Source organism: Planctomycetia bacterium (assembly GCA_015075745.1).
GTDB lineage: Bacteria > Planctomycetota > Phycisphaerae > UBA1845 > UTPLA1 > UTPLA1.
In genome coordinates, this window is sequence record JABTTW010000002.1 from 81,144 (window position 1) to 105,911 (window position 24,768).

Annotated in this window: 18 protein-coding genes and 1 pseudogene; 10 read left to right on the forward strand and 9 right to left on the reverse strand. The window is 61.6% G+C overall.

From position 1 onward, the window contains the following. Positions 1 to 17 precede the first annotated feature (17 nt). Complete coding sequence (locus tag HS101_13870) at positions 18 to 1,352, forward strand: M20/M25/M40 family metallo-hydrolase (protein MBE7507353.1); 1,335 nt, start codon at positions 18 to 20, stop codon at positions 1,350 to 1,352. 19 nt (positions 1,353 to 1,371) lie between these two features. Here HS101_13870 and HS101_13875 read toward each other — a convergent pair whose 3' ends face one another. Continuing rightward, positions 1,372 to 1,563, reverse strand: coding sequence for a CPXCG motif-containing cysteine-rich protein (locus HS101_13875; GenBank protein ID MBE7507354.1), 192 nt, complete (start codon positions 1,561 to 1,563; stop codon positions 1,372 to 1,374). A gap of 43 nt (positions 1,564 to 1,606) precedes the next feature. Here HS101_13875 and HS101_13880 point away from each other — a divergent pair, with 43 nt between their 5' ends. After that, positions 1,607 to 1,942, forward strand: coding sequence for a cupin domain-containing protein (locus HS101_13880; GenBank protein ID MBE7507355.1), 336 nt, complete (start codon positions 1,607 to 1,609; stop codon positions 1,940 to 1,942). 147 nt (positions 1,943 to 2,089) lie between these two features. Here HS101_13880 and HS101_13885 read toward each other — a convergent pair. Next, a pseudogene (locus HS101_13885) lies at positions 2,090 to 2,242 on the reverse strand (RNA chaperone Hfq). A 1,366-nt stretch (positions 2,243 to 3,608) separates the two neighbouring features. Between HS101_13885 and HS101_13890 the strand changes: the two are divergent. After that, a complete protein-coding gene (locus HS101_13890) occupies positions 3,609 to 3,749 on the forward strand; it encodes a hypothetical protein (GenBank protein ID MBE7507356.1) in 141 nt (46 codons plus the stop codon). Positions 3,750 to 3,840: 91 nt separating this feature from the next. Here HS101_13890 and acnA read toward each other — a convergent pair whose 3' ends face one another. The 3 genes from acnA to HS101_13905 form a co-directional block, all read right to left on the reverse strand. Then, a complete protein-coding gene (gene acnA / locus HS101_13895) occupies positions 3,841 to 6,549 on the reverse strand; it encodes an aconitate hydratase AcnA (GenBank protein ID MBE7507357.1) in 2,709 nt (902 codons plus the stop codon). A 107-nt stretch (positions 6,550 to 6,656) separates the two neighbouring features. Beyond that, positions 6,657 to 8,630: a glutamate synthase gene (locus HS101_13900; GenBank protein ID MBE7507358.1), complete on the reverse strand. Its 1,974-nt coding sequence runs from the start codon at positions 8,628 to 8,630 to the stop codon at positions 6,657 to 6,659. A 41-nt stretch (positions 8,631 to 8,671) separates the two neighbouring features. After that, positions 8,672 to 9,844: a deoxyhypusine synthase gene (locus HS101_13905; protein ID MBE7507359.1), complete on the reverse strand. Its 1,173-nt coding sequence runs from the start codon at positions 9,842 to 9,844 to the stop codon at positions 8,672 to 8,674. Between the two features lie 671 nt (positions 9,845 to 10,515). Between HS101_13905 and HS101_13910 the strand changes: the two genes are divergently transcribed. The 5 genes from HS101_13910 to HS101_13930 all read left to right on the forward strand — a co-directional run bounded on the left by HS101_13910 (position 10,516) and on the right by HS101_13930 (position 15,824). Continuing rightward, positions 10,516 to 11,166: a choice-of-anchor E domain-containing protein gene (locus HS101_13910; GenBank protein MBE7507360.1), complete on the forward strand. Its 651-nt coding sequence runs from the start codon at positions 10,516 to 10,518 to the stop codon at positions 11,164 to 11,166. A 133-nt stretch (positions 11,167 to 11,299) separates the two neighbouring features. Beyond that, positions 11,300 to 12,493: an HRDC domain-containing protein gene (locus tag HS101_13915; protein MBE7507361.1), complete on the forward strand. Its 1,194-nt coding sequence runs from the start codon at positions 11,300 to 11,302 to the stop codon at positions 12,491 to 12,493. A 21-nt stretch (positions 12,494 to 12,514) separates the two neighbouring features. Beyond that, on the forward strand, positions 12,515 to 13,201 hold the full coding sequence (locus HS101_13920; protein MBE7507362.1) for a PTS sugar transporter subunit IIA: 687 nt from the start codon (positions 12,515 to 12,517) through the stop codon (positions 13,199 to 13,201). Positions 13,202 to 13,426: 225 nt separating this feature from the next. Then, a complete protein-coding gene (locus HS101_13925) occupies positions 13,427 to 14,296 on the forward strand; it encodes a hypothetical protein (GenBank protein MBE7507363.1) in 870 nt (289 codons plus the stop codon). Positions 14,297 to 14,504: 208 nt separating this feature from the next. Continuing rightward, positions 14,505 to 15,824, forward strand: a complete 1,320-nt coding sequence (locus tag HS101_13930; protein MBE7507364.1) for an IS1380 family transposase — start codon at positions 14,505 to 14,507, stop codon at positions 15,822 to 15,824. Positions 15,825 to 16,094: 270 nt separating this feature from the next. Here HS101_13930 and HS101_13935 read toward each other — a convergent pair whose 3' ends face one another. Together HS101_13935 and HS101_13940 are read right to left on the reverse strand one after the other, a co-directional pair. Then, the gene (locus tag HS101_13935) at positions 16,095 to 16,532 is read right to left on the reverse strand and encodes a hypothetical protein (protein MBE7507365.1); all 438 of its coding nucleotides are present in this window, start codon (positions 16,530 to 16,532) and stop codon (positions 16,095 to 16,097) included. A gap of 353 nt (positions 16,533 to 16,885) precedes the next feature. Next, a complete protein-coding gene (locus HS101_13940; GenBank protein ID MBE7507366.1) occupies positions 16,886 to 18,223 on the reverse strand; it encodes a dihydroorotase in 1,338 nt (445 codons plus the stop codon). A gap of 283 nt (positions 18,224 to 18,506) precedes the next feature. Between HS101_13940 and HS101_13945 the strand changes: the two genes are divergently transcribed. Continuing rightward, a complete protein-coding gene (locus tag HS101_13945; GenBank protein ID MBE7507367.1) occupies positions 18,507 to 19,121 on the forward strand; it encodes a hypothetical protein in 615 nt (204 codons plus the stop codon). 65 nt (positions 19,122 to 19,186) lie between these two features. Here the strand turns inward: HS101_13945 and HS101_13950 are convergent, their stop codons facing one another. Next, positions 19,187 to 21,484: a CPBP family intramembrane metalloprotease gene (locus tag HS101_13950; protein MBE7507368.1), complete on the reverse strand. Its 2,298-nt coding sequence runs from the start codon at positions 21,482 to 21,484 to the stop codon at positions 19,187 to 19,189. Further along, positions 21,481 to 22,281 (reverse strand): heme ABC exporter ATP-binding protein CcmA, encoded by an 801-nt coding sequence (gene ccmA / locus HS101_13955; protein MBE7507369.1) that lies wholly within the window; start codon positions 22,279 to 22,281, stop codon positions 21,481 to 21,483. The genes HS101_13950 and ccmA overlap by 4 nt, the downstream gene beginning before the upstream one ends. 157 nt (positions 22,282 to 22,438) lie before the next feature. Here ccmA and priA point away from each other — a divergent pair, with 157 nt between their 5' ends. Then, positions 22,439 to 24,724: a primosomal protein N' gene (gene priA, locus HS101_13960; GenBank protein ID MBE7507370.1), complete on the forward strand. Its 2,286-nt coding sequence runs from the start codon at positions 22,439 to 22,441 to the stop codon at positions 24,722 to 24,724. Positions 24,725 to 24,768 lie beyond the last annotated feature (44 nt).

Here is a 24,768-nt window from a genome sequence, read left to right on the forward strand (position 1 = left end):
TATTGCACAGTGCTTCGATGGCACTACTCGTCGGAACCTGTTTGGCCTCGGGCTGCGCTGCACCCGGCGATCCTCTGATCCACCAGATGGTTGCCGAAGTCTCGGAGGCGAACATTCGCAATTCGGTGGAAAAGCTCGTGTCCTTCGGCACGCGCCATACCCTGAGCGACACTGAAAGCGAGACGCGCGGCATCGGGGCTGCCCGCCGATGGATCGAGTCGCAATTCGATGAGATCAGCAGCAAGTCCGGCGGGCGACTTCAGGTGGAGCTTCAGTCGTACATGCAGCCGCCGGACAATCGACGAATCACGCGCGACGTGGAAATCGTCAACGTCATCGCCACGCTCCCCGGCGACGATCCAGTCGGCGCCCAGCGCGTGCTCGTCGTCAGCGGGCACTACGATTCGATCTGCTCGGACCCGAAAGACGCCGAGTGCGACGCACCGGGCGCCAATGACGACGCGAGCGGCGTCGCCGCTGTTCTCGAGTTGGCGCGGATCATGTCCACGAGGAAGTTTAAGGCCACGATCGTCTTCGCCGCCGTCGCCGGGGAGGAGCAGGGACTCTTCGGCTCGCGGCACATGGCGAGGGTGTTCAAGGAATCCAATACAAACGTCACCGCCATGTTCACCAATGACATTGTGGGAAATACGCTCGGCCAGAACGGCGTGCGCGATCGCGGCCGAGTTCGGGTCTTTTCGGAGGGCGTGCCGGTCACTGCGACGAGCGAGGCCGATCACCTGCTTCGCCTGGCGACGGGAAACGAGAACGACTCTCCCTCCCGCCAACTCGCCCGTTACATTGACTCAGCGTGTGAGCGGTATGTGCCCGGCTTTGATGTGCTCCTGATCTGGCGGCGCGACCGCTTCCTGCGTGGCGGAGATCATACCGCGTTCAGCGAGCAGGGCTTTCCCGCTGTCCGATTCACAGAATTGAACGAAGACTACAAGCACCAACACCAGAATGTCCGCGAGGAAGATGGTCAGCAATATGGCGACCTCGTCCGCTTCGTGGACTTTGGATATGTGGCTCAGGTGACGCGGGCCAATCTCGCGGCACTCGCTGAAATGGCCCTTGCGCCCGCCCCGCCGGCCAACTTGAGAGTGATCACCGCGAAGCTCGATCACACGACCACACTGGTTTGGGACGCCGGTACGGAGAAGGACCTGGCGGGCTACGAGATCGTCTGGCGAGAAACCACCTCTCCACTTTGGGAGAAAAGCATGTTCGTCGGGATTCAGACCGAGTGCGTTCACCCGCTCTCGAAAGACAACTACATCTTCGGCGTGCGCAGCATCGACGAGCAGGGGCACAGGAGCGTGGTCGCCTATCCGACTCCGGCAAAGGAATAGGCTCGCGCGCCTGTTGACTTCACGCCTCGTACTCAAGGCTGGCCCATACGCGGGCTTCGCCGTCGTCGTCCAGTTCGACGTGAATCACGTTCGCCCGACAGCAGACCGGGCAATCCTCGGTGTATTGCTGTGAGGCCCCCGCCGAGACGTCGATGGGCACGACGATCTCCTCACCGCAGGCCCCGCAGATGTATCCGGCTTCGTCACGCATGAGGCAATCCTCTCATTGGACCAACGCCGGATATAATACCGCCATGAGCTTCATCGATACGAAATCCTGCCGCCGATTTGTTCCCGAGAAGATGCAGAAGATCAACTTGTTTGAGTCGCCACAGATGTTCTGCGACGTCTATTGCCTTGAGCCGGGCCAATCACAGAAGATCCACGCTCATCGCGGGGCTGCAAAGTTTTACTATGTGATTGAGGGTGCCGCGACCGTCACGGTGGGTAACGAGGTTCGCGAACTGACCCCGGGGAATCTCGCCTACGCCCTGGCTGACGAAATGCACGGCGTCGAGAACAAGTCCAGCCAGCGGGTTGTCCTGCTCGTCGCGATGGCCCCGAATCCAAACAATCCAAGTCACGCCTGACTCGCAACCGCAGAATCGTGTTGCCCGCGATCGGCTGGATAACGGCGGCCTGTCATCTTTTTGAGTCCGCGATCAGCGCCCGGAGTTGTTGCGGTTGTTGCTTGAACTGCTGCCGAAGCCTGACTGACTCGAGCCCGATCGAGAGCTGCCAAAGCCGCTTCCCGAAGATCCGAATCCACCGCCGGACGAACCGAATCCACCACCGCTGCTGCCGAATCCACTGCCCGAGCTTCCGAAGCCGCCGCCGGAGTTGCCGAATCCGCCCTGTCCGCCAAAGCCGCCCTGTCCGCCGAATCCGCCCTGGTTGGAATCGCCCTGACCGTCACTGTTTCGGTTTTGTCGCGACGAGGTCCGACTGCTGCTCGACCGGCTGCTCGTACGGCTCGATCGCGTTGACGATCGCGAGCTCGACCGTGCCGAGCCCCCGCCGCCTCCGGATGTAAACGGACCTCCGGCGATCTTTGGCCGTGAAGCCTCCGCGATGGCGGCCCGCTTCTTGTAATAGATGTCAATCAACTTCGGAAATGCATCCGCGTGCTGCGACAATAGCGTGAGCCGGTCTATGCCCTTCTCGCCGGTCGCGAGAATCTCCCGATACTGCCGATCGAATCGCGCATACTCGGCCAACATCTGCGCACGCCAGGCCGGATCGCCGCCAAAATCCCACGGCAGCACGTCACGACCCCTTGCATACCACGTATCCACGGCTCGGCGAAACTCTTCCGGATTGCGCTCGTGCTCCCATTGATCGACAATGGCCGCGGCCAATTCGGCGTTGACGTCAGCCTGCTCGAGAATGCGCATCGCCGATTCTCCCGTGGGAAGGCTGGACTGACCTGTTCCGGCCAAACCCGGCGTGCTTGCCGCCTGCGTCATTGCCTCGGCACTGGCACTGAGCCGTTTACCCCATGCCTCGGAAGTCTCCTGGCGCTGCTCGGTTCGCTTTTGTCCGAGTCGATCTGCCAACTGGACCACGACCTCACGCTGCTGGGCATGGACTCGTCCCAAAACCGCTGTGCCCGCGACGTTCTTCGCCATTAATTCGATGACATCGCCATGGCTCGAAAGCGTCCGGCCGGCCTCTGCAACTGACGCGGGATAGTCCTTCAGCACGACACCCAGGGCATCGGGCGAATTGCGATCGACGTACTTGAGGCGAATGATCATGTCCGGGTGCTCGGCGGCAACCAGGGCCGCATCGCGGACGTCCTTCGGCCTGGAGACCAGGGCATCAAGCAACTCGCCGGCGGAGCGATCGACCCCGCTCAGCTCGTTTTCGATTTGCGAATGGAAATACTGCGCCTCCTGCGCCGCGCCTGGGGTCGATTGCAGCAATCCCACAGCGAGTCCGATCACGACATGGATGAAAATCTTTCTGAACATGAAAAGTCCTTCCAAAGCAGAGCCCGTCGCCGCCCAGGCCGTCGTCTGCCGCTTCAAATAATCCGCGAGGCAGCCGCCGACCACTTCGACGAATAATTATAACCTTGCAGGCGCACCGCCCACCGGTCAGCCGGTCGGCTCCTTATACCAATCGGCTGTTTCAGGGTCGCAGGGGCATCCCCATCAGGATTTGGCCTGTTTTCGCCGATGAAAACAGCAGGAATTGGGGCCATGCGTGGCTTGGTCCGCGCGGCCGTGGAGGCCTCCCTACGGAGTTCGACGAATGAGCGGAAGTCTGCTTTGCGATTTGATGGTTTTCCTGTTCTCGATGGTGCAGGACCTGCTTGCCGCTTTTTACAATCTCTTCGGCCTCGGGACGATTGATCCGCTGAACATCGGCTCCATCTTAGGCTGCAATCTTTGACGCCTGCCCAATGCCGCCGGTCGGTGACTGCCGATTTCCTGCGGTGCGTCCGTAGTAACCACCGTCGTTAGAACCAAATCCAACTTGGAGGTCAACTCTTCACCAGATTTCTCAAGACGGTCTGAAGGATTCCGCCGTTGCGGTAGTAGTCAATCTCCACCGGTGTGTCGATCCGCACGATGGCCGAAAAGGACTTCGCCGCCCCGCCGCTCGCGGGCTTCGCCGACACCGTCACGCGGCTCTTCGGCTTCAGGGTGTCATCCAGTCCATCAATCGTGAATATCTCCTCGCCGGTGAGGCCCAGCGACTCTCGACTCTCGCCCGGCGCGAATTGAAGCGGCAACACGCCCATGCCCACCAGATTGCTCCGGTGAATGCGCTCGTAGCTCACCGCGATGACCGCGCGAATCCCCAGAAGCAGCGTGCCCTTCGCGGCCCAGTCGCGCGATGAGCCCGCGCCATACTCCGCGCCGGCCAGGGCGATCAGCGGCACGGAGTCCGCCTTATATTTCATCGCCGCGTCGTAGATGCTCATCTGCTCGCCCGATGGCAAATAGCGCGTCACACCGCCCTCGGTTCCCGGCGCCAGGAGATTCCGCAGTCGGATGTTGGCAAACGTCCCTCGCGTCATCACCCGGTCATTCCCCCGCCGTGAGCCGTAGCTGTTGAAGTCCTCGGGCTTTACGCCGGCATCCATCAGAAACTTGCCTGCGGGGCTGTTCACCGAGATCGATCCCGCCGGCGAAATATGATCGGTTGTGACCGAATCGCCTAACACGACCAGCACCCGCGCATCTCGGATCGGCTTGATTGGGTCAGGCTGCAGCCTCAATCCATCGAAGAACGGCGGATCCTGAATATAGGTGCTCTTGGCGTCCCACGGATAAACCTCCGCGCTGCTGACCTTGATGTCGTTCCACTTCTTGTTGCCCTCGAAGACGTTGCTGTATTGCTGCTTGAACATCTCCGGCGTTACGCACCGCGCCATCATCTCGCGGATTTCCTTTTGCGTCGGCCAGATATCCCGCAAATACACCTTCTGCCCCTTCGGGTCCGTACCCAGAGGCTCCGTTTCAAAGTCGATATCCGTCCGTCCGGCGAGTGCGTAGGCCACCACAAGCAGCGGCGACGCGAGGTAGTTCGCCTTCACCAGTGCGTTGATGCGCCCTTCAAAATTTCGATTGCCCGAAAGCACGGCCGCTGCCACGATGTTCCCATCGGTTACCGCCTTCGCCACCGGATCAGGCAACGGACCGCTGTTGCCGATGCACGTCGTGCAGCCGTATCCGACCGTCTGGAAGCCCAGCTTGTCCAGATGCGGTGTCAACCCGGCGGCCTTCAGGTATTCCGTCACCACGCGCGATCCCGGCGCCAGGCTGGTCTTGACGTGCGGCTGGACTTTCAGCCCGCGCTCGGCGGCCTTCTTGGCCACCAAACCGGCGCCGATCATCACCGAGGGGTTGCTCGTGTTGGTGCAGCTCGTGATCGCCGCGATCACGACGGAGCCGTGGCCGATTTCGCTGCTGTGGCCGTTGTCCTTCACCGTTGCCTTTTGACCGAGCTCCGATTCCTGAAGCCCGAAGCCCCGGTCCTTGAGCGATGCCGTCAGAGACGATCGGAAAGAGGACTTCATGTCGGAAAGCCGAACGCGATCCTGCGGCCGTTTCGGGCCGGCCAGGCTCGGCTGCACGGTCGAAAGCTCCAGATGCAGCACGTCCGTGTACACCGGATCGGGCGTATCCGCCGTCCGGAACAAGCCCTGCTCCTTGCAATATCGCTCGACGAGATCGACCTCATCCTCGGTTCGACCGGTTCGCCGCAGATAGCGCAGCGTCTCGTCGTCAACCGGGAAGTATCCCATCGTCGCCCCGTATTCCGGCGCCATGTTGGCGATCGTTGCCCGATCCGCGAGCCCAAGTTCCGCCAATCCGTCTCCGAAAAACTCGACAAACTTCTCGACCACGCCTCGCTTGCGCAGCATCTGCGTAACCGTCAGCACGAGGTCGGTCGCCGTCGCACCTTCCGGCAGTTGCCCCGAAAACTTCACCCCGATCACCTCCGGGGCGAGCATGTAGATCGGCTGGCCCAGCATGACCGCCTCGGCCTCGATCCCGCCGACGCCCCAGCCCAGCACACCCAGGCCGTTGATCATGGGGATGTGACTGTCGGTGCCCACCAACGTGTCCGGAATGGCGACCGTTTCATCGCCCATCTTCCGGGGCATGACCACCTTGGCGAGATATTCCAAATTGACCTGATGCACGATGCCCATCCCCGGGGGAACAACGCGGAAGTTTGCGAAGGCCTTCTGTCCCCAGCGCAGAAACTCATATCGCTCGCGGTTGCGGGAGAACTCGATGTCCTCGTTGATCGCCAGCGCGTCGGCCGTGCCGAACTGGTCCACCTGCACCGAGTGGTCAATGACCAGGTCCACGGGCACCAGCGGGTTGATCCTCGTCGGATCGCCCCCCAGCTTCACGACCGCCGACCGCATCGCCGCCAGATCGACCACGCACGGCACGCCTGTAAAGTCCTGCAGCACCACGCGCGACGGCATAAACGGCAATTCCGAATCGACCGGCTTCTTTGCGTCGTACTTCGCCAGGGCTGTCGCGTGGTCCTCAGTCGTGATGCCGTTACCGACGTGCCGAAGCATGTTCTCCAGAAGAATGCGGATCGAGACCGGCAGCCGATCGACAGGACCCCCTCCCCCCGCCGCCAGCTTCGGCAGGCTGAAGAACGTCAGTTTGCCACTCTTGGTTTGAATCGTTGACTTGGTGCCGAAATGATTGTTGCTCATGTTGCAGTCTCGAAATGTAGGTGTTTGTCCGCCTCGGTTCATCCGATCGCCGGACCGACCCGGGGATTATATCGGAATTTTGAAATTAGTTAACTAACGGTTCAATTCTATGAAATCGTCGCAGAAATGAGGCCGACATTCACCTGATGCACCCGTTCCTGCCGCAATATCGATTCCAGCAGGATTCGCATGGTATGGAACGCGTGCATATCGACCACGTGCCCGGTCGCTTCGTGTGGCCCGAAGGCGAACCAGCGCTCCACCGCATGATCCGCGCTGCGAACGAAGAGGCAGACTTCCCCATCCTCAAACCGCCAGCCGTCCCAGCCGACCTCGTGCTGAAGGACGAATACGCGGCCCTTAATGCGTCCATGCATGATCGGCGGCGACTCGGCCAAGTCGATGAAAAACCCATCCCGCTTTGGGAACGCCGACCACGAGGCATGGCTGCCGAAGAAATTCGGCTTCTTGATGAACGGGCCGTCGTACTCAGGGCAAAATGTGTCGCAGTTTCCGCAGTCGTTGCAGAAGTCGGCGAAGTTCGCGATCTGCGCCGTCTTTTCGACGACGATCTCCCGTGGGTCGCCAGGCTTCAGTTCGTCTCCCGCGACGACAAGATCGGTAAAGGCGACTCGCTGCGCCTCCGTCGGGTAGGTGAAGTTCGCCGCGTTGGGGCAGACCGGGAGGCACTTGTCGCAGGTGATGCAGTCGAAGGTCACCAGGTGCGAGTCAATTCGCTTGGGCTCTTTTCGATTCGCGTCGGCGTAGTAGCGAGCGTCTTGGCGCGTCTCATCGGCGATGACTGACAGATTCGCCTCCGCGCCTGTCTGTCCCCGGGCAGCCGCGATGAACTCATCGACGTTTTTCGCGCCTACCTTCTTCATGTGCGATGAGAGGTCGGTCAGGTAACCCGGCAACCTGCCGTAGCCCCCGGGCCGCAGCAAGTCCGTGCACACCGAGATCGGCCGAAACCCGCAGGCCACCATGTTGGCGAAGTTCGGCCGATCGATGCCCGCGCTGAAGGTGAACGGCAGGTCCGGCCCGACCGCCTTGCGAAACTCGTCGGCGAGTGTCAGCGTGATGACATGCAGCGGCTGGCCGGAGAGGTACTGAATCTTGTTATCCGCCGAGAAGAACGAGCGATGATTCTCGACCTCCAGCGTATTCGAGAACTTTGCACCGAACCCCCTGCCGCGCGACTTTGCCAGCGCCGCCATGCGCCCGCAGAGCTGCACCCCCTCGTCGAATTGCAGCCCGCTGGTGTACGCGGACTGATTTACTCTAAGCTCGGTGTAGCCCATCACGTCGTGCAGCAGATGCTCCAGCCGCTCTTTGCCCAGCATCGGTGGGTTCATCTTCACCACCACGTCGCAGTCCATCTCGCCGAGGAGGAAGGTGCATATCTTCTCGATCTCGTCCGCCGGGCACCCGTGAAAGGTCGAGAGCGTGATCGTGTTGGAAAGCCGCGTGGGATAGTCCAGATCGCGCAGAATGCCGAGTTGGCGAGGAATCTCTCCTCGCAGCCGTTCCACTTCCGCGCTCGCGTCCTGCATTCGCTCGATGAATGCCCGAATCGGCGCGGAGGAAATGCCCGCCAGGTCGTAGCCGACGCTCATGTCGTAGATGGTTTCGGTCGCGTGCGTCGTCATCGGCGAGTCGGGAAGGATGCCGCCTTCGATCAGCATGTGAATCAACATCGCCCCGGCGACGTATTCGCGCAGGGCCTCGCTAATCCGCAGTTCCTGTGACCATTCGATGTTGTAGCCGATCGTCGTCGCGTCGATGCAGGGGCGGCCGATCTTCAGACGGTCGTTGATCTGCACCGTCTTGAGTTCCATGATCCGCGAGCCGGCCAGCCACGACAGCACCAGGTTCTGGGCCATCTGCGTATGCGGCCCCGCGGCGGGACCCACCGGGGTGCCCGCCCGCTGGCCGTGGAATGAGACCGAAAGATCAGGCCCGGCTGGGTCCGGCGTCCACCATTTGCGTTGCGGCAAATGAAAGATGGATTGCTCCCGCGCGTACTCCAACCGCACGCGGTTGACGAGGTCGACGAAAGGTGCAGGAACAAGCTCGGCCATGTTCGGACCATTCTACTCCGAGCGGGCGTGGTGCCGAGCGATTATGACAGACTTGTCTTGAGTTCCGGGTTCTTCATCGCGTGCTCGCGAAGCTCTTCCACCGCGACATCAACCGTCCCGAGCAACTTCTTCAGCGCTCGCGGCTTGTTGCGAATCAGCACGTACTGAGCCAGCAGGGGAAGCGTCAGGCTCGCGCAGCTATACACCACCACGTTGTTGAGGTTTGCATCGGCGATCTTCCCCCAGCTTCGGGCCTCGCTCGGCGTCGCCCCGGACAGGCCTCCCCAGTGCGGTGAGTCCGTCGTGAGTTGAATAAAGTAATCATGCCCCCCGCCCACATCGTCAAACAGAATCTGGTGCAGGGTCGGCTGCGTCTGCAGGTAAAAGTTCTTCGGGCTCCCCCCGCCGACGTGGATCACGCCGTTCTCCTCCGCTGCCCGCACCAGCGCCGCCGTCTCGATCACATCGCGCACGGGGTCCAAAAGGATCGGCTTGCCCATCAGTTGCGGCACGACCAGGTTCATGCCGATCGAGCTATCGCCGGGGCTCGACGTGTAAATCGGCACGCCGAGCTTCTCAGCCGCGATCAGCATGGACTTTTCGGGATGCGGGGCATGTCTGGCGAGCTCCTTGCCCAGCTCCTTGTGAAACCTCGCCGTTGAAATCGGCTCGCCCGGCGCGATGGTCCGCGCCGCGTCGATAATCACCTTGTCCGTCGCCATCAGCGTGCTGTCTTCGCCGATGTAGGTGTCGTAAATTCGGGCGACACCTACGTCCGCGAGTTCATTGTCATCGGTCGCCCAATGTCCCTGCGCCACCGGGCAGTCAAACGCCCGATGCAGGTCGTGGTAGAGATTCGCCCCCGTCGAGATGATCCAGTCGATGAAGCCCGCTTCCATCAGCGAGATGAGAACGCCCTGCATGCCGATCGGCGTCATCGCCCCGCTCAGCGTGAGTCCGACGGTGGCCCCCTTGGTCAGCATGTGCGAATAAAGTTCGCACGCTTCCGCGAGTCGCCGGGCGTTGAAGCCGCTTCCCGCGAAGCAATTGTCGATCAGGTCGGCGAGGTTCTCATTGCCTTTCAGGCGAATCGGTTCCACCTGCCGGCCGGACAGCAATTTCTTCTGCACATCGTCATTGCTTTCGCCGCTGGCGCGCTCCGCGCCTTTTGCACCGGACTTGGGGGTCCCACAGGGATAGGTATCTCCGGACATCTATGCGCACTCCGATCAGATTATCATCCAGAAGAATTCACCAACAAACAATGAGTCATGCTAGGCGGCAAGTTCGACAAACGAAAGCGGCCGCCACTAACGGCGGCCGCCTTCCAGCGTGGGATTGGGGAAAGAGAGGATGGAGGAACAGGGCGTTTCCGCGTCGCTTTGGTCCGGCTCGTCGCCGGCCCACTGCGTCGCGAACAATCGTCAGAAAAGCAACTACGATGCCAACGCCTTCGTTGAGTTTCCGAAAACCGATCAATCAGCCATCCGCCACCAGGAATCCACATGAGAGGCTCGGCACACGGGAAACCCGGACCCGGCGTGGGAACCAGGCGCCTCATTCTGGGGTGGGTAAACCGGGCATTTTGACCCGATTTTCAAATTCTCGGAACAAACGCCGCGAACTCGACTTACTCGCCGTTTCACGCAAATTGAGACTGTGCATGGACATACACCACCTGCGCTGGCGCAATTCCAATGGAGATCATGGTCCCAAAGCTTGACCTTATACTGCTATTTCCCCTAATATTGGCGAATGCAAAGCCGGATGAGCCCGCGCGCTACGCGCCGGGTGCATCTACCGTCTTTGCGCCCAGAGAGGGAAATTGGTGAGAGGCATCACGAAGGTATTAAGTCTGGCGATACTGTTCGCGTCATGCATATGCATGACGACGTCCAGCGTCCGCGCCGACGGAACCCTCACCCTCACCGAGACCGGCATGCTCAATCCAATCGAAGGAAACTTCAATTCCCAACTGGTGACAATTCCGCAGTTTGATCCGAGCAAAGGAACACTTTGCTTCGTCGTCGTTCGCGTCAGCGCAAGCTACGACGCGACGGTCCGAACTGAGAACACAGCCGGATCGGGCGGCCAGATTTCTGTCATGGCGACGCAGACGCTTCAGGTAACCTCGCCCGTTTTCGTTGCCCCGCTTCCGATCGCGAATTCTGAGTTGATTCCCTTTGGTTCGAAGCCAGTCGCCGCTTTCGACGGCGTGGTCGATTTCATGGGCCCCAGCAGCGCCACCTTCACCTACTCGCCGACGAACCCCCGGGAAGAGTTTCTCATCAACGGCCTCGTACGCGAGCCGGCCGACCTCGGGTTCGCCAATTTCATCGGAAACGGGTCCTACGATTTCAGCTTTGACGGATCGGGCGGCGTCTTCGTTCAATTCAACACGGGTGGTGCAGATTCCACGACGGACCTGCTCATCGGCGCCAAGGTCGAGGTCGAATACCACTACGTTCCCGAGCCCGCCACCCTCGCCCTGCTCCTGCCGGGCCTGCTCCTTGTTCGCCGCCGCCGATCTCTTTGACCGGCCCTTCTCTTCAAGCCCGCGGCATTAGCCAATCAAAGCGCCCCCGCTTAAACTCCTCTATCGTCGGGTCAGATTGCTGTTCGTTGCCAATCGGCACGCGCTTCATAAGCCACGGAAAAGTGTGACCGGGATGTCCTCTACCTTTGAACCACTGCTCATTACCGAAAAAGAATCGCTGGCGGGCCTTTGCAAACGCCTTGCCGAGGCCGGTTCATTTGCTTTCGACACCGAGTTCGTCGGTGAAGACAGTTACCACCCGGAAGTATGCCTGATACAGGTCGCCACGCATGAGTTCCACGCCCTGATAGATCCCATCGTCGGGCAATTGGACCTCGGCTGCTTCTGGGATTTGCTGATTGACCCGAAAATTGAAATCCTCGTTCACGCCGGCTCGGAAGACTTGTCCATTTGCTATAAGCAGACCGGCAAGTGCCCCACCAACCTGGTCGATCTTCAGATCGCCGCCGGTTTCTGCGGCATGGGCCATCCGATCAGTCTCGGCCGACTCGTCACGCAAACTCTCCAGAAGAAGGTCCACAAGTCGCAGACCCTGACTGACTGGCGGCGGCGCCCGTTCACCGATGAGCAGCTTACCTACGCCATCGAGGACGTGATATTTCTGCCCGAAGCCTATAAAGAGATTCGCGGGAAGGTCGAAGAGCTCGGCAGGTGGGATTGGGTGATGGAAGAGTGCGAGGCCCTTTGCGCTTCTGTTACTTCGGCGACGACCGATCCCGAAAAGCCGCTGCGGCGAATGCGCGGCACCGCCTCCATGTCCGGCAGGCAACTCGCCCTGCTCGCCGCCATTTTGAAGCAGCGCGAGGAGTTGGCGATTAAGAACAACCGCCCTGCCCGCGCCGTGATGAAGGATCATCTCGCCATCGAGCTGGCCCGCCGCGGCTGGTCGGACATCGAAAAGATGCGCAGCCTTCGCGGCCTCACCATTTCCAATGCCGACCTCCGCAGCATCGGACAGGCCATCGAGGCCGCCAAGAAACTGCCCCCCGAAGCCTGGCCGGAAATGAAAGTCGACGACACCCCTCCCGAGGAAGACGTCCTCCTCGCCTTCATCACCGCCGTGCTGAGGGCCCACTGCGATCACATCGATTTGGCCTATTCGCTCCTCTCCACCCGGGCCGACATCAAGAAACTCATCCGTGCGACCGATATGACCGACGCCTCGGCCGACGGCTCGAGCCTCCGGCGCGGCTGGCGGGCCGTTGCGGTCGGCGATCTGCTCACCCGTGTTCTGTCCGGCGAAGCCGCGGTTCGTGTCAACGGCAAGGACGGCACCCGAAGATTGGTCGTTGAGCCGGGCAACTAATTTTCCCGCCGAGGGCGAGTCGTGCCGCAAACCATTTTAACAGTCAGGCAGGTCGCCGCGGGTCTCCACTTGTCGGTTCGCGAGGTCGTTCGCTTGGCCGAGGCGAAGGCGTTACCCGGCCAGTTCGTCCGCGGCCAATGGCAATTTCGCGCCGGGGAGATCAGCAACTGGATCGAAGCGAATCTCCATACGCTGCCCGATCACCGGCGTCGGGATCGACACCCGGTCGAGCGCGCCGACCTTCTCATCTCCAACATTCTCACGGAGGGCTCTATTGCCATCGACGTCATGGCGAAGACAAAATCCTCGGTCCTCCGAGAGCTGGCCGTCCATGCGGCGGAGGCCGACGAATTCGTGGACATGCAATCGCTGCTCGCGACGCTTCAGGAGCGCGAGGCAGCCGGCTCCACCGCCCTTCAGGACGGCATCGCCGTTCCCCACCCCGCGAGGCCCTTTTACACAAATGGCTCGCTCGTCGTCGCCTTGCGAACTTCTCAAGGGGTATATTTCGGCCAGCGCGACGGCGGCGCCAGCGATCTGTTCTTCCTCGTCTGCTGCCCCACTCATACCGAACACCTGCTCGTCCTCGGCCGATTGTGCCGTCTGCTGATCGATCGAGCGCTTCAGGAAGCTCTCCGCGCCGCGCAATCGCCGCGGGAGTTTCACGACGCACTCTGCGCCGCCGAGCGTGCCCTGTGCGCCGAGTGATCGGTTTCCAGACCCGCTCTCGACCGCGCCTTGACCTCCTGCACACCGAAAACTTACTATGTAGACCTGCCATCTCCCGAAATCCTCAAATCGCGGAGCCGGCGGCTGGCGCAGTCCGCGGATGTCTGCGCGAACAAGGTGCCCGGATGCGGCATGGGGGGTTTCCTGCCGCCCAGCTCCGGCTGTCCTCCGCGGACAGTGATAAAAATGTCGACGCTAGGATTCATGTCAACGACCACCCATTTCGACGCCGGTCGCGCTGTCTCCACTTTTCGCGAGGCCGCCAAGCTCAACCTCGGCGAGCCGACGCGCCAGGGTTCCGTCGTCCGCCTGCCGGGCTACGGTCAGGTCGTCATGACCGGCGACCTGCACGGCAACAAGAAGAACTTCGCCAAGCTCACCAAGTACGCCATGCTGGAGCGGACACCCGCGCGCCACGTCATCCTGCACGAGATGGTGCACGCCGAGAAGCAAGGCGATGCCATCGATCCCTCCCACGAGTTGATCTACCTCGCCGCCCAGTACAAGTGCGAGTTCCCCGAGCAGGTGCACTTCCTTCAGTCGAACCATGAACTGGCCCAGCTCACAGGCTACCCGATCGCCAAGAACGGCCGCCTGGTGCTCAACGACTTCAATGACTCAGTGGCCATGGCTTACGGCGGTGATCGCTCCGCCGAAGTTCTCGATGCCATGAACGAGTTCATCGCCTCCTTCGCCCTGGCCGCCGTCACCGAAAATGGCGTGTGGATGTCCCACTCGCTCCCCAGCGTTCACGACATGCCGACCTTCGATCCCGAGATCTTCGGCCGGGTCGTGACCCTTGACGACCTGCGAGACAACAAGACGATCTTCAACCTTGTCTGGGGCCGCCGGCATACGGCCGAGCAGCTCGCCCAGCTCGCTGAGATGCTCGGCGTGAAGATCTTTATCACCGGTCACCAGCCCCAGGAGATGGGTTTCACCGTCGAGTTCGATCGGCTGATCATTTTGGCCAGCGACCACAACCACGGCGTGTTTCTTCCCTTCGACCTTTCCAAGCCACTTACGGTTGAAGACCTCGTCAACAACCTCCGCAAGTTCGTCGCCATCGCCTAAACGCTCTGTTCGCCGTTTCGCGAGGAACTATCTGCACTCCTCCGATGCACGCGCGCATTCACGCAGCGCCGTTAACCCGAATATTTCATCAGGTCGGCGTTGAATAGGAATAGAAAAAGCCTCGAAGCCTTGTAGACTGGGGTTTCTTAAGAACATTCCGGTCCATAGGCAGGGAGGCTTTTTCGTGACAGACTGTAACAGCAAACCGATGTTCTTTTCCAGTCTCGGCCGCAAGAAAATCGTGGCCGATTTCACAGGCGGAACGCTCACCTCAGACGCCGGGGGTCTGCTGCTTCGGGAGGTCGAGCGGCGTCTGGGCCTGGTCGATCAACTGGCCGGGGTCATCAACGACCCGCGTGATCCGGCCCGAATTCAACATGACCAGCGGGTCATGCTGGCCCAGCGCATCTTTGCCATTGCGATGGGCTACGAAGATCTCAACGACCATCAAGCCCTGCGGAGCGATCCCGTGCTGGCGGTCCTGACCGGGCGGCCGCCGAGCGCGGATGAGCCGCTGGCCAGCAGTCCGACCTTGTGCCGGCTGGAGAACCGCGTCACGCGCGGCGACCTGGCACGAATGTCGCGTGTGCTGGTGGAGCAGTTCATCGCGTCCTATGAATCGCCGCCGGAGGAATTGATCCTCGACTTCGACGCGACCGACGATCCGATCCACGGCAACCAGGAAGGCCGCTTCTTCCACGGCTATTACGACCACCACTGCTTCCTACCGCTGTATGTGTTCTGCGGCTCGCGGCTGCTGGTCTCCTACCTGCGGCCCAGCAACATCGACGGGGCCCATCACGCCTGGCCCATCCTGAAGCTGCTGGTGCAGCGCTTGCGACAGGCGTGGCCCGGGGTGCGGATCATCGTCCGCGGGGATTCCGGCTTCTGCCGCCGGCGAATGATGAAATGGTGCGACCGGCACGGCGTCAAGTACGTGCTGGGCCTGGCCCGCAACACCGTCCTGGAGAAAGCGGCCGAGTCCTTCATGCAGGCGGCCGAGGCCCAGTTCGCCACCACGCAGCAGAAGGTGCGGAACTTCCACGAGATCGAGTACGCGGCGCAGACCTGGGATCGCCCGCGCCGCGTGATCGTCAAGGCCGAGCGGCTGGTTCAGGGGCCCAACGTTCGATTCGTGGTGACCAACCTGACCGACCGCACGCCGAACGATATCTACGACGGTCTGTACACGGCCCGCGGCGACATGGAGAACCGCATCAAGGAGCAGCAGCTCGGGCTCTTCGCCGATCGCACCAGTTGCCACGCCTTCCTGGCCAATCAGTTCCGGCTGCTGTTGTCCTCGGCGGCCTACGTCCTGGTGGAAACGCTGCGCCGCACGGCCCTGGCCGGCACCGAACTGGCCGAGGCCCAGGTGAACACCATTCGCCTGAAACTCCTCAAGGTCGCCGCGCGGGTGGTCGTCTCCGTGCGCCGCGTCGTACTGCGACTGTCGAGCAGCTGCCCCCTGCAGGACCTGTGGCGATCCCTGGTTCCACGACTCCGCCTGATCCCGCCCGCCCCATCATGACCCGAAAAACAACCTGATCACCGCTTGGGGGTAAGGGGGCCCTGCGCGCTCCAACCTCCACCTTCGTCCCTCCGCTCACGCACAAAGCCGAAAAACTCCGTCCATCACCATTCGAAGATCACTGATGAAATATGCGGGTTAAGCCATCTCGACGGTACGGCCAGTTACACGACAAATTGTCAAAACGGAATTGGCGAGACCCCGACTGCCAACAGCGCAAACCGCCACCCAGGATGGGTGGCGGCTCCATGGGAGGCCCCCTAATTTGCGTTAGACGGGTAGGAGCTGCGGCACGTCGAATCGAAGCGCGAAGTTGACGCGGTCGTCGTCCTCGCCGTGAACATGCATCTCCGTGCGAACCACGGTGCCATAACCGAGGCTTTTGGAAATCTGCTGCGACCTGAGCAGTGCGCCCGCAGTCGTATTAGCCAGGCGAGCCTCGAAGCGCTGGCCGACGGCTAGGCCGAAGCCGATCGGGGCGCTGGCGTGAATCCCCGCGTCGGAGACGTTGTTGATCTTGCAGCGCATCGTCGTTTCAGACTCCACCTCGATCAGCCAGAGATCGCAGGCGATTTCCCGGCGGGTGTAGTCTCGCTGGTCAAGACGATTGGAGCGTGGTGTTCCTGTTGCGGTCCAGGCTTCGAATGCGGGCGGGCTGGCGACGTGTGTACCGCCAATGGGGATGGGAGTCGGCAAGTGAGAGGACATGTGGGTCTCCTTCCAGTTGGGCCCCCCGTGACTTTAGTGCCTTTCACGGCACGAAACGCGGAGGGCATCCAAGCCTTGTTAGGACTATGCCACGAACTTCGGCAAACCGTGTACTTGACTTGGGCGGCGAAGTTTGGCGAAAAAGCCAGAGGTCGCCCACGGCATGCGAAGCCCGTTCCCCTCATGTTCGGAATCCGGCGATTTTGATGGTTGTAGCTGCCGACAGGATCGCCGATTCCGTCTCGACACTATCCTGCATATACAGAATGAATTATACAGCGCGCCCCGACTTCGTCAATTAAATCCGGGGGCCCTCCCCGTCCATCCGAGGCCCACGATACGGGGCGGCCCGATCAACGGATAACGGCGTTATCAGTAGTGATATCGAACCTGACACGACCGGAAACGATGGTCATGACCGGCCGCGCACCGAGTTCCCATCCCTCGTAGGGGCAGTTGCGGCTCTTGGATTGAAAGCGGGAAACGTCCACCCGCCACGGGCGGCCGGGGTCGATGACCGTGATGTCCGCGTCGGCGCCGTCGCTAAGCGTGCCCTTGGCGATTCCGAGAATTCGGGCGGGGTTGATGGTGAGCATGGCAATCAACTTCGGCCAGTCGATGTGCCCCGGCGCGATCAGCGCCTTTTCAAAAAGGGCCAGCGCCGCGTCAAGTCCGACGATGCCAAAAGGCGCCGCGACGAAATCGAGCTCCTTCTCCTCGACGCCGTGCGGGGCGTGGTCGGTGACCAGACAATCAATCGTGCCGTCGATGACCCCCTGAATGCAGGCATCGACGTCCCTTTGCGTGCGCAGCGGCGGGTTCATCTTGTAATTGGTGTCGTATTCGGCGACGGCCTCTTCGGTGAGCATCAGGTGATGCGGACAGACTTCGCTTGTGATGCGGACTCCACGCTTCTTTCCCTCTCGAACGAGACTCACGGCCCCCGCGGTCGAGATGTGCGCCACGTGGTATCGGGCATTCGTCTCCGCTGCCAGGGCGATGTCCCGCTGGATCATCAGTTCCTCCGCCAGCGCGGGAATGCCCGGCAGGCCGATGCGCGTCGCGGTGTAGCCCGCGTTCATGACGCCGCCGCCGGCGAGCTCGGCGTTTTCGCAGTGCTGGATAAGGGGCTTGTCAAACATCTTCGCGTATTGAAGCGCCTGAAACATCACGGAGGCGTGGGCCACGCCGCAGCCGTCGTCGGAAAAGGCCACAGCACCGGCACGAACCATCTGCCCCATCTCGGCCAGTTCCTTGCCGGCTCTCGCCTTGGTGATCGCGCCGATGGGAAAGACATTGCAAAGCCCCGCGCGCGCCGACTGGCGATAGACGAATTCGATCATCGCCTCGGTGTCAATCGCCGGTTGCGTATTGGGCATACAGGCGATCGAGGTGAACCCCCCCGCCACCGCCGCGGCGGTGCCGGACGCGATGGTCTCCTCGTCTTCATTGCCGGGCTCGCGCAGGTGGACATGCATGTCGATGAGCCCCGGCGCGACGATCTTTCCCGTGGCGTCGATGATCGTGGCGGTCGGCGGATGCGGCTTGGCGGTTCCACCAGAGCGCGGCGTGATGGCGGAAACTTTTCCGTCGGTGACGACGACATCCGCAACGGCGTCAAGATTCTGCGATGGATCGATGACCCTTCCGCCCTTGATGACCAGGGTGGCGTTCAATGAGCAGCCCTCCATGTGCTGGGTCCAAAGGTCCGCCGGGCCTCCGCGGCGCCGGCATCCAACCATGACGAACTTGTACTCGGTCGCCGGATCGGCCGAAAGATGGCGCGGACCGACCCTTGGCAATCAGTCGCATCATAAGGCAATGCAAGGGGTTATCGTCGAGACGCGAAGATGGGTATCCGGGAGTGGCTCAGGAATTCCGCAAACGCGGTGCCACCGGAGGACCGACAATACTTATAATGGATTAAGTCGGTAGCGCCGGCAAAGGTTAGGCAAGCCAAACAGGAGTCGCGTAGTGATCAAGCAAAACGGAATGCGTTTGGGACTTCGGGTGACGATTTCGGCGGCAGCCGTCGCGCTCTTGTGCGGCAGCGTATCCGCTCAAACGACGACCCCCACAACGACTCCCACGACCACAACCACGACCCCGGATTTGAACCAGCTCCTCCAGCAGTTCGGAGGTCTCTTCGGTCTCGGCGGCACCTCAGGCATCACAACGACGCCAAGCACGACCGACACGACCACCGGAACCACAACGGGTACGACGACTGGAACAGACACCGGGACAGGCATGGGTACGGGGCCGCAGCCGACGATCATCGGCAATCAGTTCACAACGACGACCGGTGGCGCGCTTGCTTTGCGACGACCGGGCCTGATGATTCAACATTCATTCGCCGTACAGAACGGCACCGAGACTATTCCTGGCGACTTCGTCGATACGCCGAGCTTCGCCCGTGCGACGGTCGACGAGATCGCCCTGAACTTTCTTGACACCATCAGCAGCTTGATTCAGTCTCTTAATCTGCTCGGTTCGGCCGGCGACATTTTTAATCCCGGCGGTTCACCGGGCGGCGGCTTCACCGGCGCAGCGACGACCGGCGGCGGAACGACGACGCCGATTTCCTGACGAAGGCCACCTTCGTATTCAAGAAATGACACGAAGAGCCCCGGGAGTTTCTCCGGGGCTCTTTTTCATAATTGGGATAAACGGCGTTCGTCCGCCCGTTCGGGGGCACGGCCGACAAACAGCAGTATGAACCCCAGCACAAAAATCGCCGCGAATGCCGCGTCGCGCATATCAAAATGAAGACGAGTGAGTTCCTCGGCTGTCGTCGGAACGCTGAAAAACCTGGCCAGCCCCTCGTGCGTCCCGGCAGCGACGGCAATGGCGTTATTAGCAAAGTGAACGATCATGCCCGGAAGAATTGAGCCGGTGCGCAGACAGACGAGCGCGAGGAGCGCTCCGATCAGGCTATGGACCGGTATCTGCTCGATGCGCATGTGAAAGAGCCCGAAGATCAATCCGACGATGATGGCCAGGATCGGCGTGCTGAGTTTCTGTCGCAGGCCGGAGAGCAGATAGCCGCGAAAGAGCACTTCCTCACAGACGGCGGGCGTCAGGGCAAGGACCATGAGAACGACCCACAGCGGACCGTCAAGAATCGCCTCCGCCTGATTGCCGAGCATGTCTTCGCCGGGCGGGAACCAGTGAAACTGAATCGACCGCAGCAGGTTTGCAACCGGAACAACGGCCGCGGCAATGAGCAGCGCGCCGGCGGTCGGCATTGCCTTCGGCGCGCGGAGCGAAAAGGTGTTCGGCAGATCCAGCTTCAAATACCAGGCAAGCAAAAGCGGCGGCAAGGCGATAAGAAGCAACTGGCCCAGGCCAATGACCATGCGGATCCGACCCGGCTCATCGGAAAGGTCCAGCAGATACGACTGCCAATAGAAATAAAGCGGGAAGAGCATCGCCACGGTCAGAAGCGCGGCGGCGGGAGAAGGCGCCTCCTGCGGCTTGAAGAAGCGCCGCTTGAACAGGGTCTTGTAGCTGCCGACGTCGGAGAAAAGCACCGCCTCGTTGCCGTACAGCCGAGCCGCAACAGTGATGGCGACCGCGGCGTAGAAGGTCGTCGACAACAAGCAGACGCTCATCGCCGGAACGTCATAGTTGCCCAGGAAGAGCTCGCGAATCAGCACGACGATATTCGCGACGGGAATGACAAGCAGCACGCCTTCAAGCCGGGTCGTCGGCATGTACGACACGATCATGGCGGGAATCATGAATGCCATCATCACCGGCATCATGTAGTTTTGGGCTTCCTTGAATGTCCGGGCAAAGCTGCACGTCGCCAGCATGACGCCGCCCGCAAGGACCGCGAAAGGCAGCATGGCCAACAGCACGATCGGCGCGGCGGTGGTGATGAAGCCCCGCTGGGTGGCGGCCTCGGACTCAAGCGTCTTCCGGCGATTCAGGTAGTCCTTTTGAGTGAGGATGCCGCTGGCCGGCCGAGACTCTGCCCGTTCGATCACTCCGTCCGGCGTCGTCACTTCGAGTTCCGATTGCGGCTGCAATTCGGTCGCCAGTTCGCCGAGCTTGCTGAAGTGAAACATGGCGGTCATGGAGCCGAGGTTCAAGGCGGTGCTGAACATGGCGATGGCCACGATGACGCCGAACTTTCCGGCGACGATCTGCCCCACCGGCACCGGCGAAACGGCGAGCGTCTCCAGCGTTCCGCGCTCGCGCTCCCCGGCGGTCAGGTCGATCGCGGGATACAGCGCCCCGGTCACGGTCATGATGACCAGTAGAAACGGCACCACCATAGCCAGAATGCGTGCGAATTGCTGCTGGGGGCTCGACGTGGACAGATTATGGGTGATGATCGGCGTGAGCGTGCCGACGCCCTCGGGCGATTCGGCGACACGCGACCGAACGATGCGCCCTGCCTCGTCTGCGAAAATGCCATTCAGTTGCTGATAGACGAACTCCGAACGCGGATTCGTATCCGATCGCAGAATCTGGACCACCCGGTTCGTCCGATCAGCGGGGTCCTCCGGGTTCGGCGGCGGCTCGATGATGACGCCGGCATGGCAGCGATGATCGGCCACCACATCCCACAATGACTGGTCGGCGGGCAGAACGGTGATATCCACCTGGTCGGATCGCAATCGGGCAACGATCGCATCAGCCGGATTGGCCGCCTGAATGTCGATGGCCGGCTGCGATGCGGCGGGCTGCGTCGTATAACTCGCATCCTCGCGATTCAGCACGCCGCGCAGCCATCGCTCGTGCAATTCGTCGGGCACGCAAACGCTGTAGCGCTCGGTCCGCCGGCGGCCGGTCTCGACGCGTAGGGCCTCGACGATGATGACCATCAGCACCGGATAAAGCACGATGGGCACAAGGACCATTGCCGCGAGCGTGCGCCGGTCGCGCAGCGTCTCGATCAGTTCCTTGCGAAACACGACACCGACTCGGGAGTAGCGCTTCATGCCATCCCCCGAGAATGCTGAGTGCCGGATGGCGGGAGGTTCGGACGCTGCTTGAGGACGTGCGCCTCCTGTCCGCAGAGGTTCAGGAATATCTCGCTCAGCCGCCGTCTACCCGACTTGGCCTGAAGGCTCGCCAGGTCGCCCTCGCCGACAAGCCGGCCCTCGTGAATCAGGCCGAAGCGGTTACAAAGCGACTCGGCGTCATCGAGATAGTGCGTCGAGAGAATCACGGCCTTCCCGGTGGCGGCCTCGGCGCGAATGAACTCCAGTACGATGCGATTCGTAAGGACATCCAGCCCAAGCGTCGGCTCATCCATGATCAGGATGGGCGGGTCGCCCATGAGCGCCCGGGCGATGTTGGTTCGCTGCTTTTGCCCGGTGGAAAGGCCGCCGCATCGGAGGTCGGCGAACTCACCCATGTCCAGCCAGTCGATAAGCGTCTCAATGCGCTGCTTTACCGCGTTGGCTTCCATACCGAGAAGCTGCCCGAAATACTTCAACAACTCTCGCGGGGAGAGTCGCTGATACAGCCCGGTGCTGGCGGTGAGATAACCCAGACAGCGCTTGGCATCCTCGCGCTGACGGGTCACGTCGAATCCTGAAAGATGCACCGTCCCCGAGGTCGGTGTAAGCAGGCCGCTGATGATGCGGAGGCATGTCGTCTTGCCCGCGCCGTTGGGACCGAGCAGCCCGTAGATCTCGCCGGCCGCAACGGTGAAAGAAAGGCCGTCCACCGCACGCTTCTCTCCCCCCTCCGTGGTGGGAAAGACCTTGACGAGCTGACTGACTTCGACCATCGGGCGCGACATCAATTCACAGTGCCTCTTTGGGGTGCGTCCGTAAGGTCGGCGCGTCGGCGTATAATAGCGGGCGACGCATGCGGCATCGAATCCGCCGAAATTGCTCAGTTTTTCTGCTGTACGTTGCTCACGGAAAGGGCGTTCTCAGTTCATCATGTCGCGCAGCCGCATTGATCGCGCCACGCCTTCGTTGATCGAGCCGCCGGTCTTGCGCCACGCCCTCGTCGCCACCATCGCCCCACTGGCCCCGATTGACAAGACCTATAGCTTTCTCGTCCCCGACGAATTGGCGGAGCGATTAAAGCCCGGCATGCGCGTGGAGGTCCCGTTCGGTCGCTCCGGCCGGCCGCGGGTCGCCTTCTGCGTCGACGTCAGCAAGCAGGAGTGGGCTTCCACGCTCAAGACGATCATCAGCGTGGTGGACGAGACGCCGATGATCGGCCCGAAGTTGCTCGAACTTGGCCGATGGCTGTCGCGGTACTATTGCTCATACCTCGGCCACACACTGGACATGATGATCCCCGCAGCAGCCAAAGCGCGGGCCGGCCGCCGGAGAGTCAAGTACGTCCGACTTGCAGAAGATATTGCCAAAACGTTGGGTGAAGACAAACTCGCGTCGGCCAAGCAGCAGGCGGTTGTCCAGGCCCTGCGCCGCGAGGGACAAGTTGAGATTGGACGGCTCTGCGATCTGGCCGGATGCACCCCGGCCGTCGTGACCGGACTGGAGAAAAAGGGACTTGTCACGGTCGAGATCGTCATGGAGGAGGTCTCCCCGGTTGAGGCAAACCCCTCACCGCACCATCCTGATTTCGAGCTTTCCGACGATCAGCAATCGGCGATCGGCAAGATCGGAGAGGCGGTAACAAGCGGCAAGTTCTCCGTCCAGGTGCTCTTCGGCGTCACCGGCAGCGGCAAGACCGAGGTCTACGTCAGCGCCATTCGCCAGGTTCTCGCGGCAGGACGACAGGCAATCATGCTCGTGCCTGAGATCGCCCTGACCACGCAAACCGTCCGTCGATTGCAGACACGTTTCGAGCGCGTGGCCGTCCTGCACAGCGGCCTCTCCGGCGTGCAGCGATCCCGTGCCTGGTCGGCCATCGCGCGAGGCGAGATACCCGTCGTGATCGGCACGCGCAGCGCCGTCTTCGCCCCCTGTCCGTCCCTCGGCGTCATCATCGTCGATGAAGAGGCGGAACCCAGTTACAAGAATCTCGCTGCCCCGCGCTACCACACGCGCGACGTCGCCATTCAACGGGCAAATCTCGAAGGCATCCCCGTCGTCCTCGGCTCGGCCACGCCGTCGCTGGAGACTTGGAAGAACGCCCACCAGCGCAAGCACTATCAACTCCTGCGTATGCCCACGCGCGTCCGCGGCCTCGCCATGCCGCAGGTGTACCTCGTCGACATGCGCCAGGAACACCACGAGCGTTCCGGCGTTCATATGCTCTCGCGCGCGATGGAAGACCACCTGAATGCGACCCTCGCTCGCAAGGAACAGGCCGTCCTGCTGCTCAACCGCCGTGGCTACGCGGGATATCTGCATTGCCCCAAGTGCAAGTACGTTTACACCTGCCCCCACTGCGACGTTCACATGGTCTTCCATGCGTCGACCGGCCTGGCCCATTGCCACTATTGCCATCAGCGCGTCGAGATGCCGAAGTTCTGCCCCATGTCGAATTGCGACGGCAGGCTTTCCCGATTCGGCATCGGCACCCAGCGCGTCGAAGAGGAGCTGGGGCTCAAGTTCCCCGCGGCCCGCGTGCGGCGCATGGACAGCGACGCCATGCAGAAAAACGAGGACTACGCCGACATCCTCGCGGCCTTCGAACGGCGCGAGTTCGACTTTCTCGTCGGCACGCAGATGATCGCCAAGGGGCTGGACTTTCCCTTCGTCTCCTTCGTCGGCATCGTTAGCGCCGACACCGCCCTGGGTCTCAACGACTTCCGCAGCGAGGAGCGGACCTTTCAACTCGTTCTGCAAGTGGCGGGCAGAAGCGGCCGCGGCGATGCGCCGGGGCACGTCGTTGTCCAGACCTTCGCCGCCGATGCCGACCCGATTCGTCACGCCGTCGCGGGCAATTACGAGGCCTTCGCCGACGGCGAACTTCAGAAGCGCCGCCGCGCGAAGCTGCCCCCGTGGACGCGCATGATGCGGATCATCATCGCCGACCCGCTCTACACCAAGCTGCAAAAGGCCGGGGATGCGTTGAAGCAGGAGCTGGATGCCGCGCTCGAGCGGCGCGGCATCGCCGCATCGGTCTTCGGCCCCTCGCCATGCCCCATCAAGCGGCTCCGCGACAGCTATCGGATGGACATTCAACTGACCTTCGACACCGCCGGCGCCATGCTCTCGGCCATCGACCTGTTCAAGTCGGAAGGGACGCTGAAGTCAAGCGTGAAGACGCTAACCGTCGACGTCGATCCCGTGTCGCTGCAGTGAGCCGGCGGCCCCGGAGACCATCCGCCGACATGAATGAGGCCCCC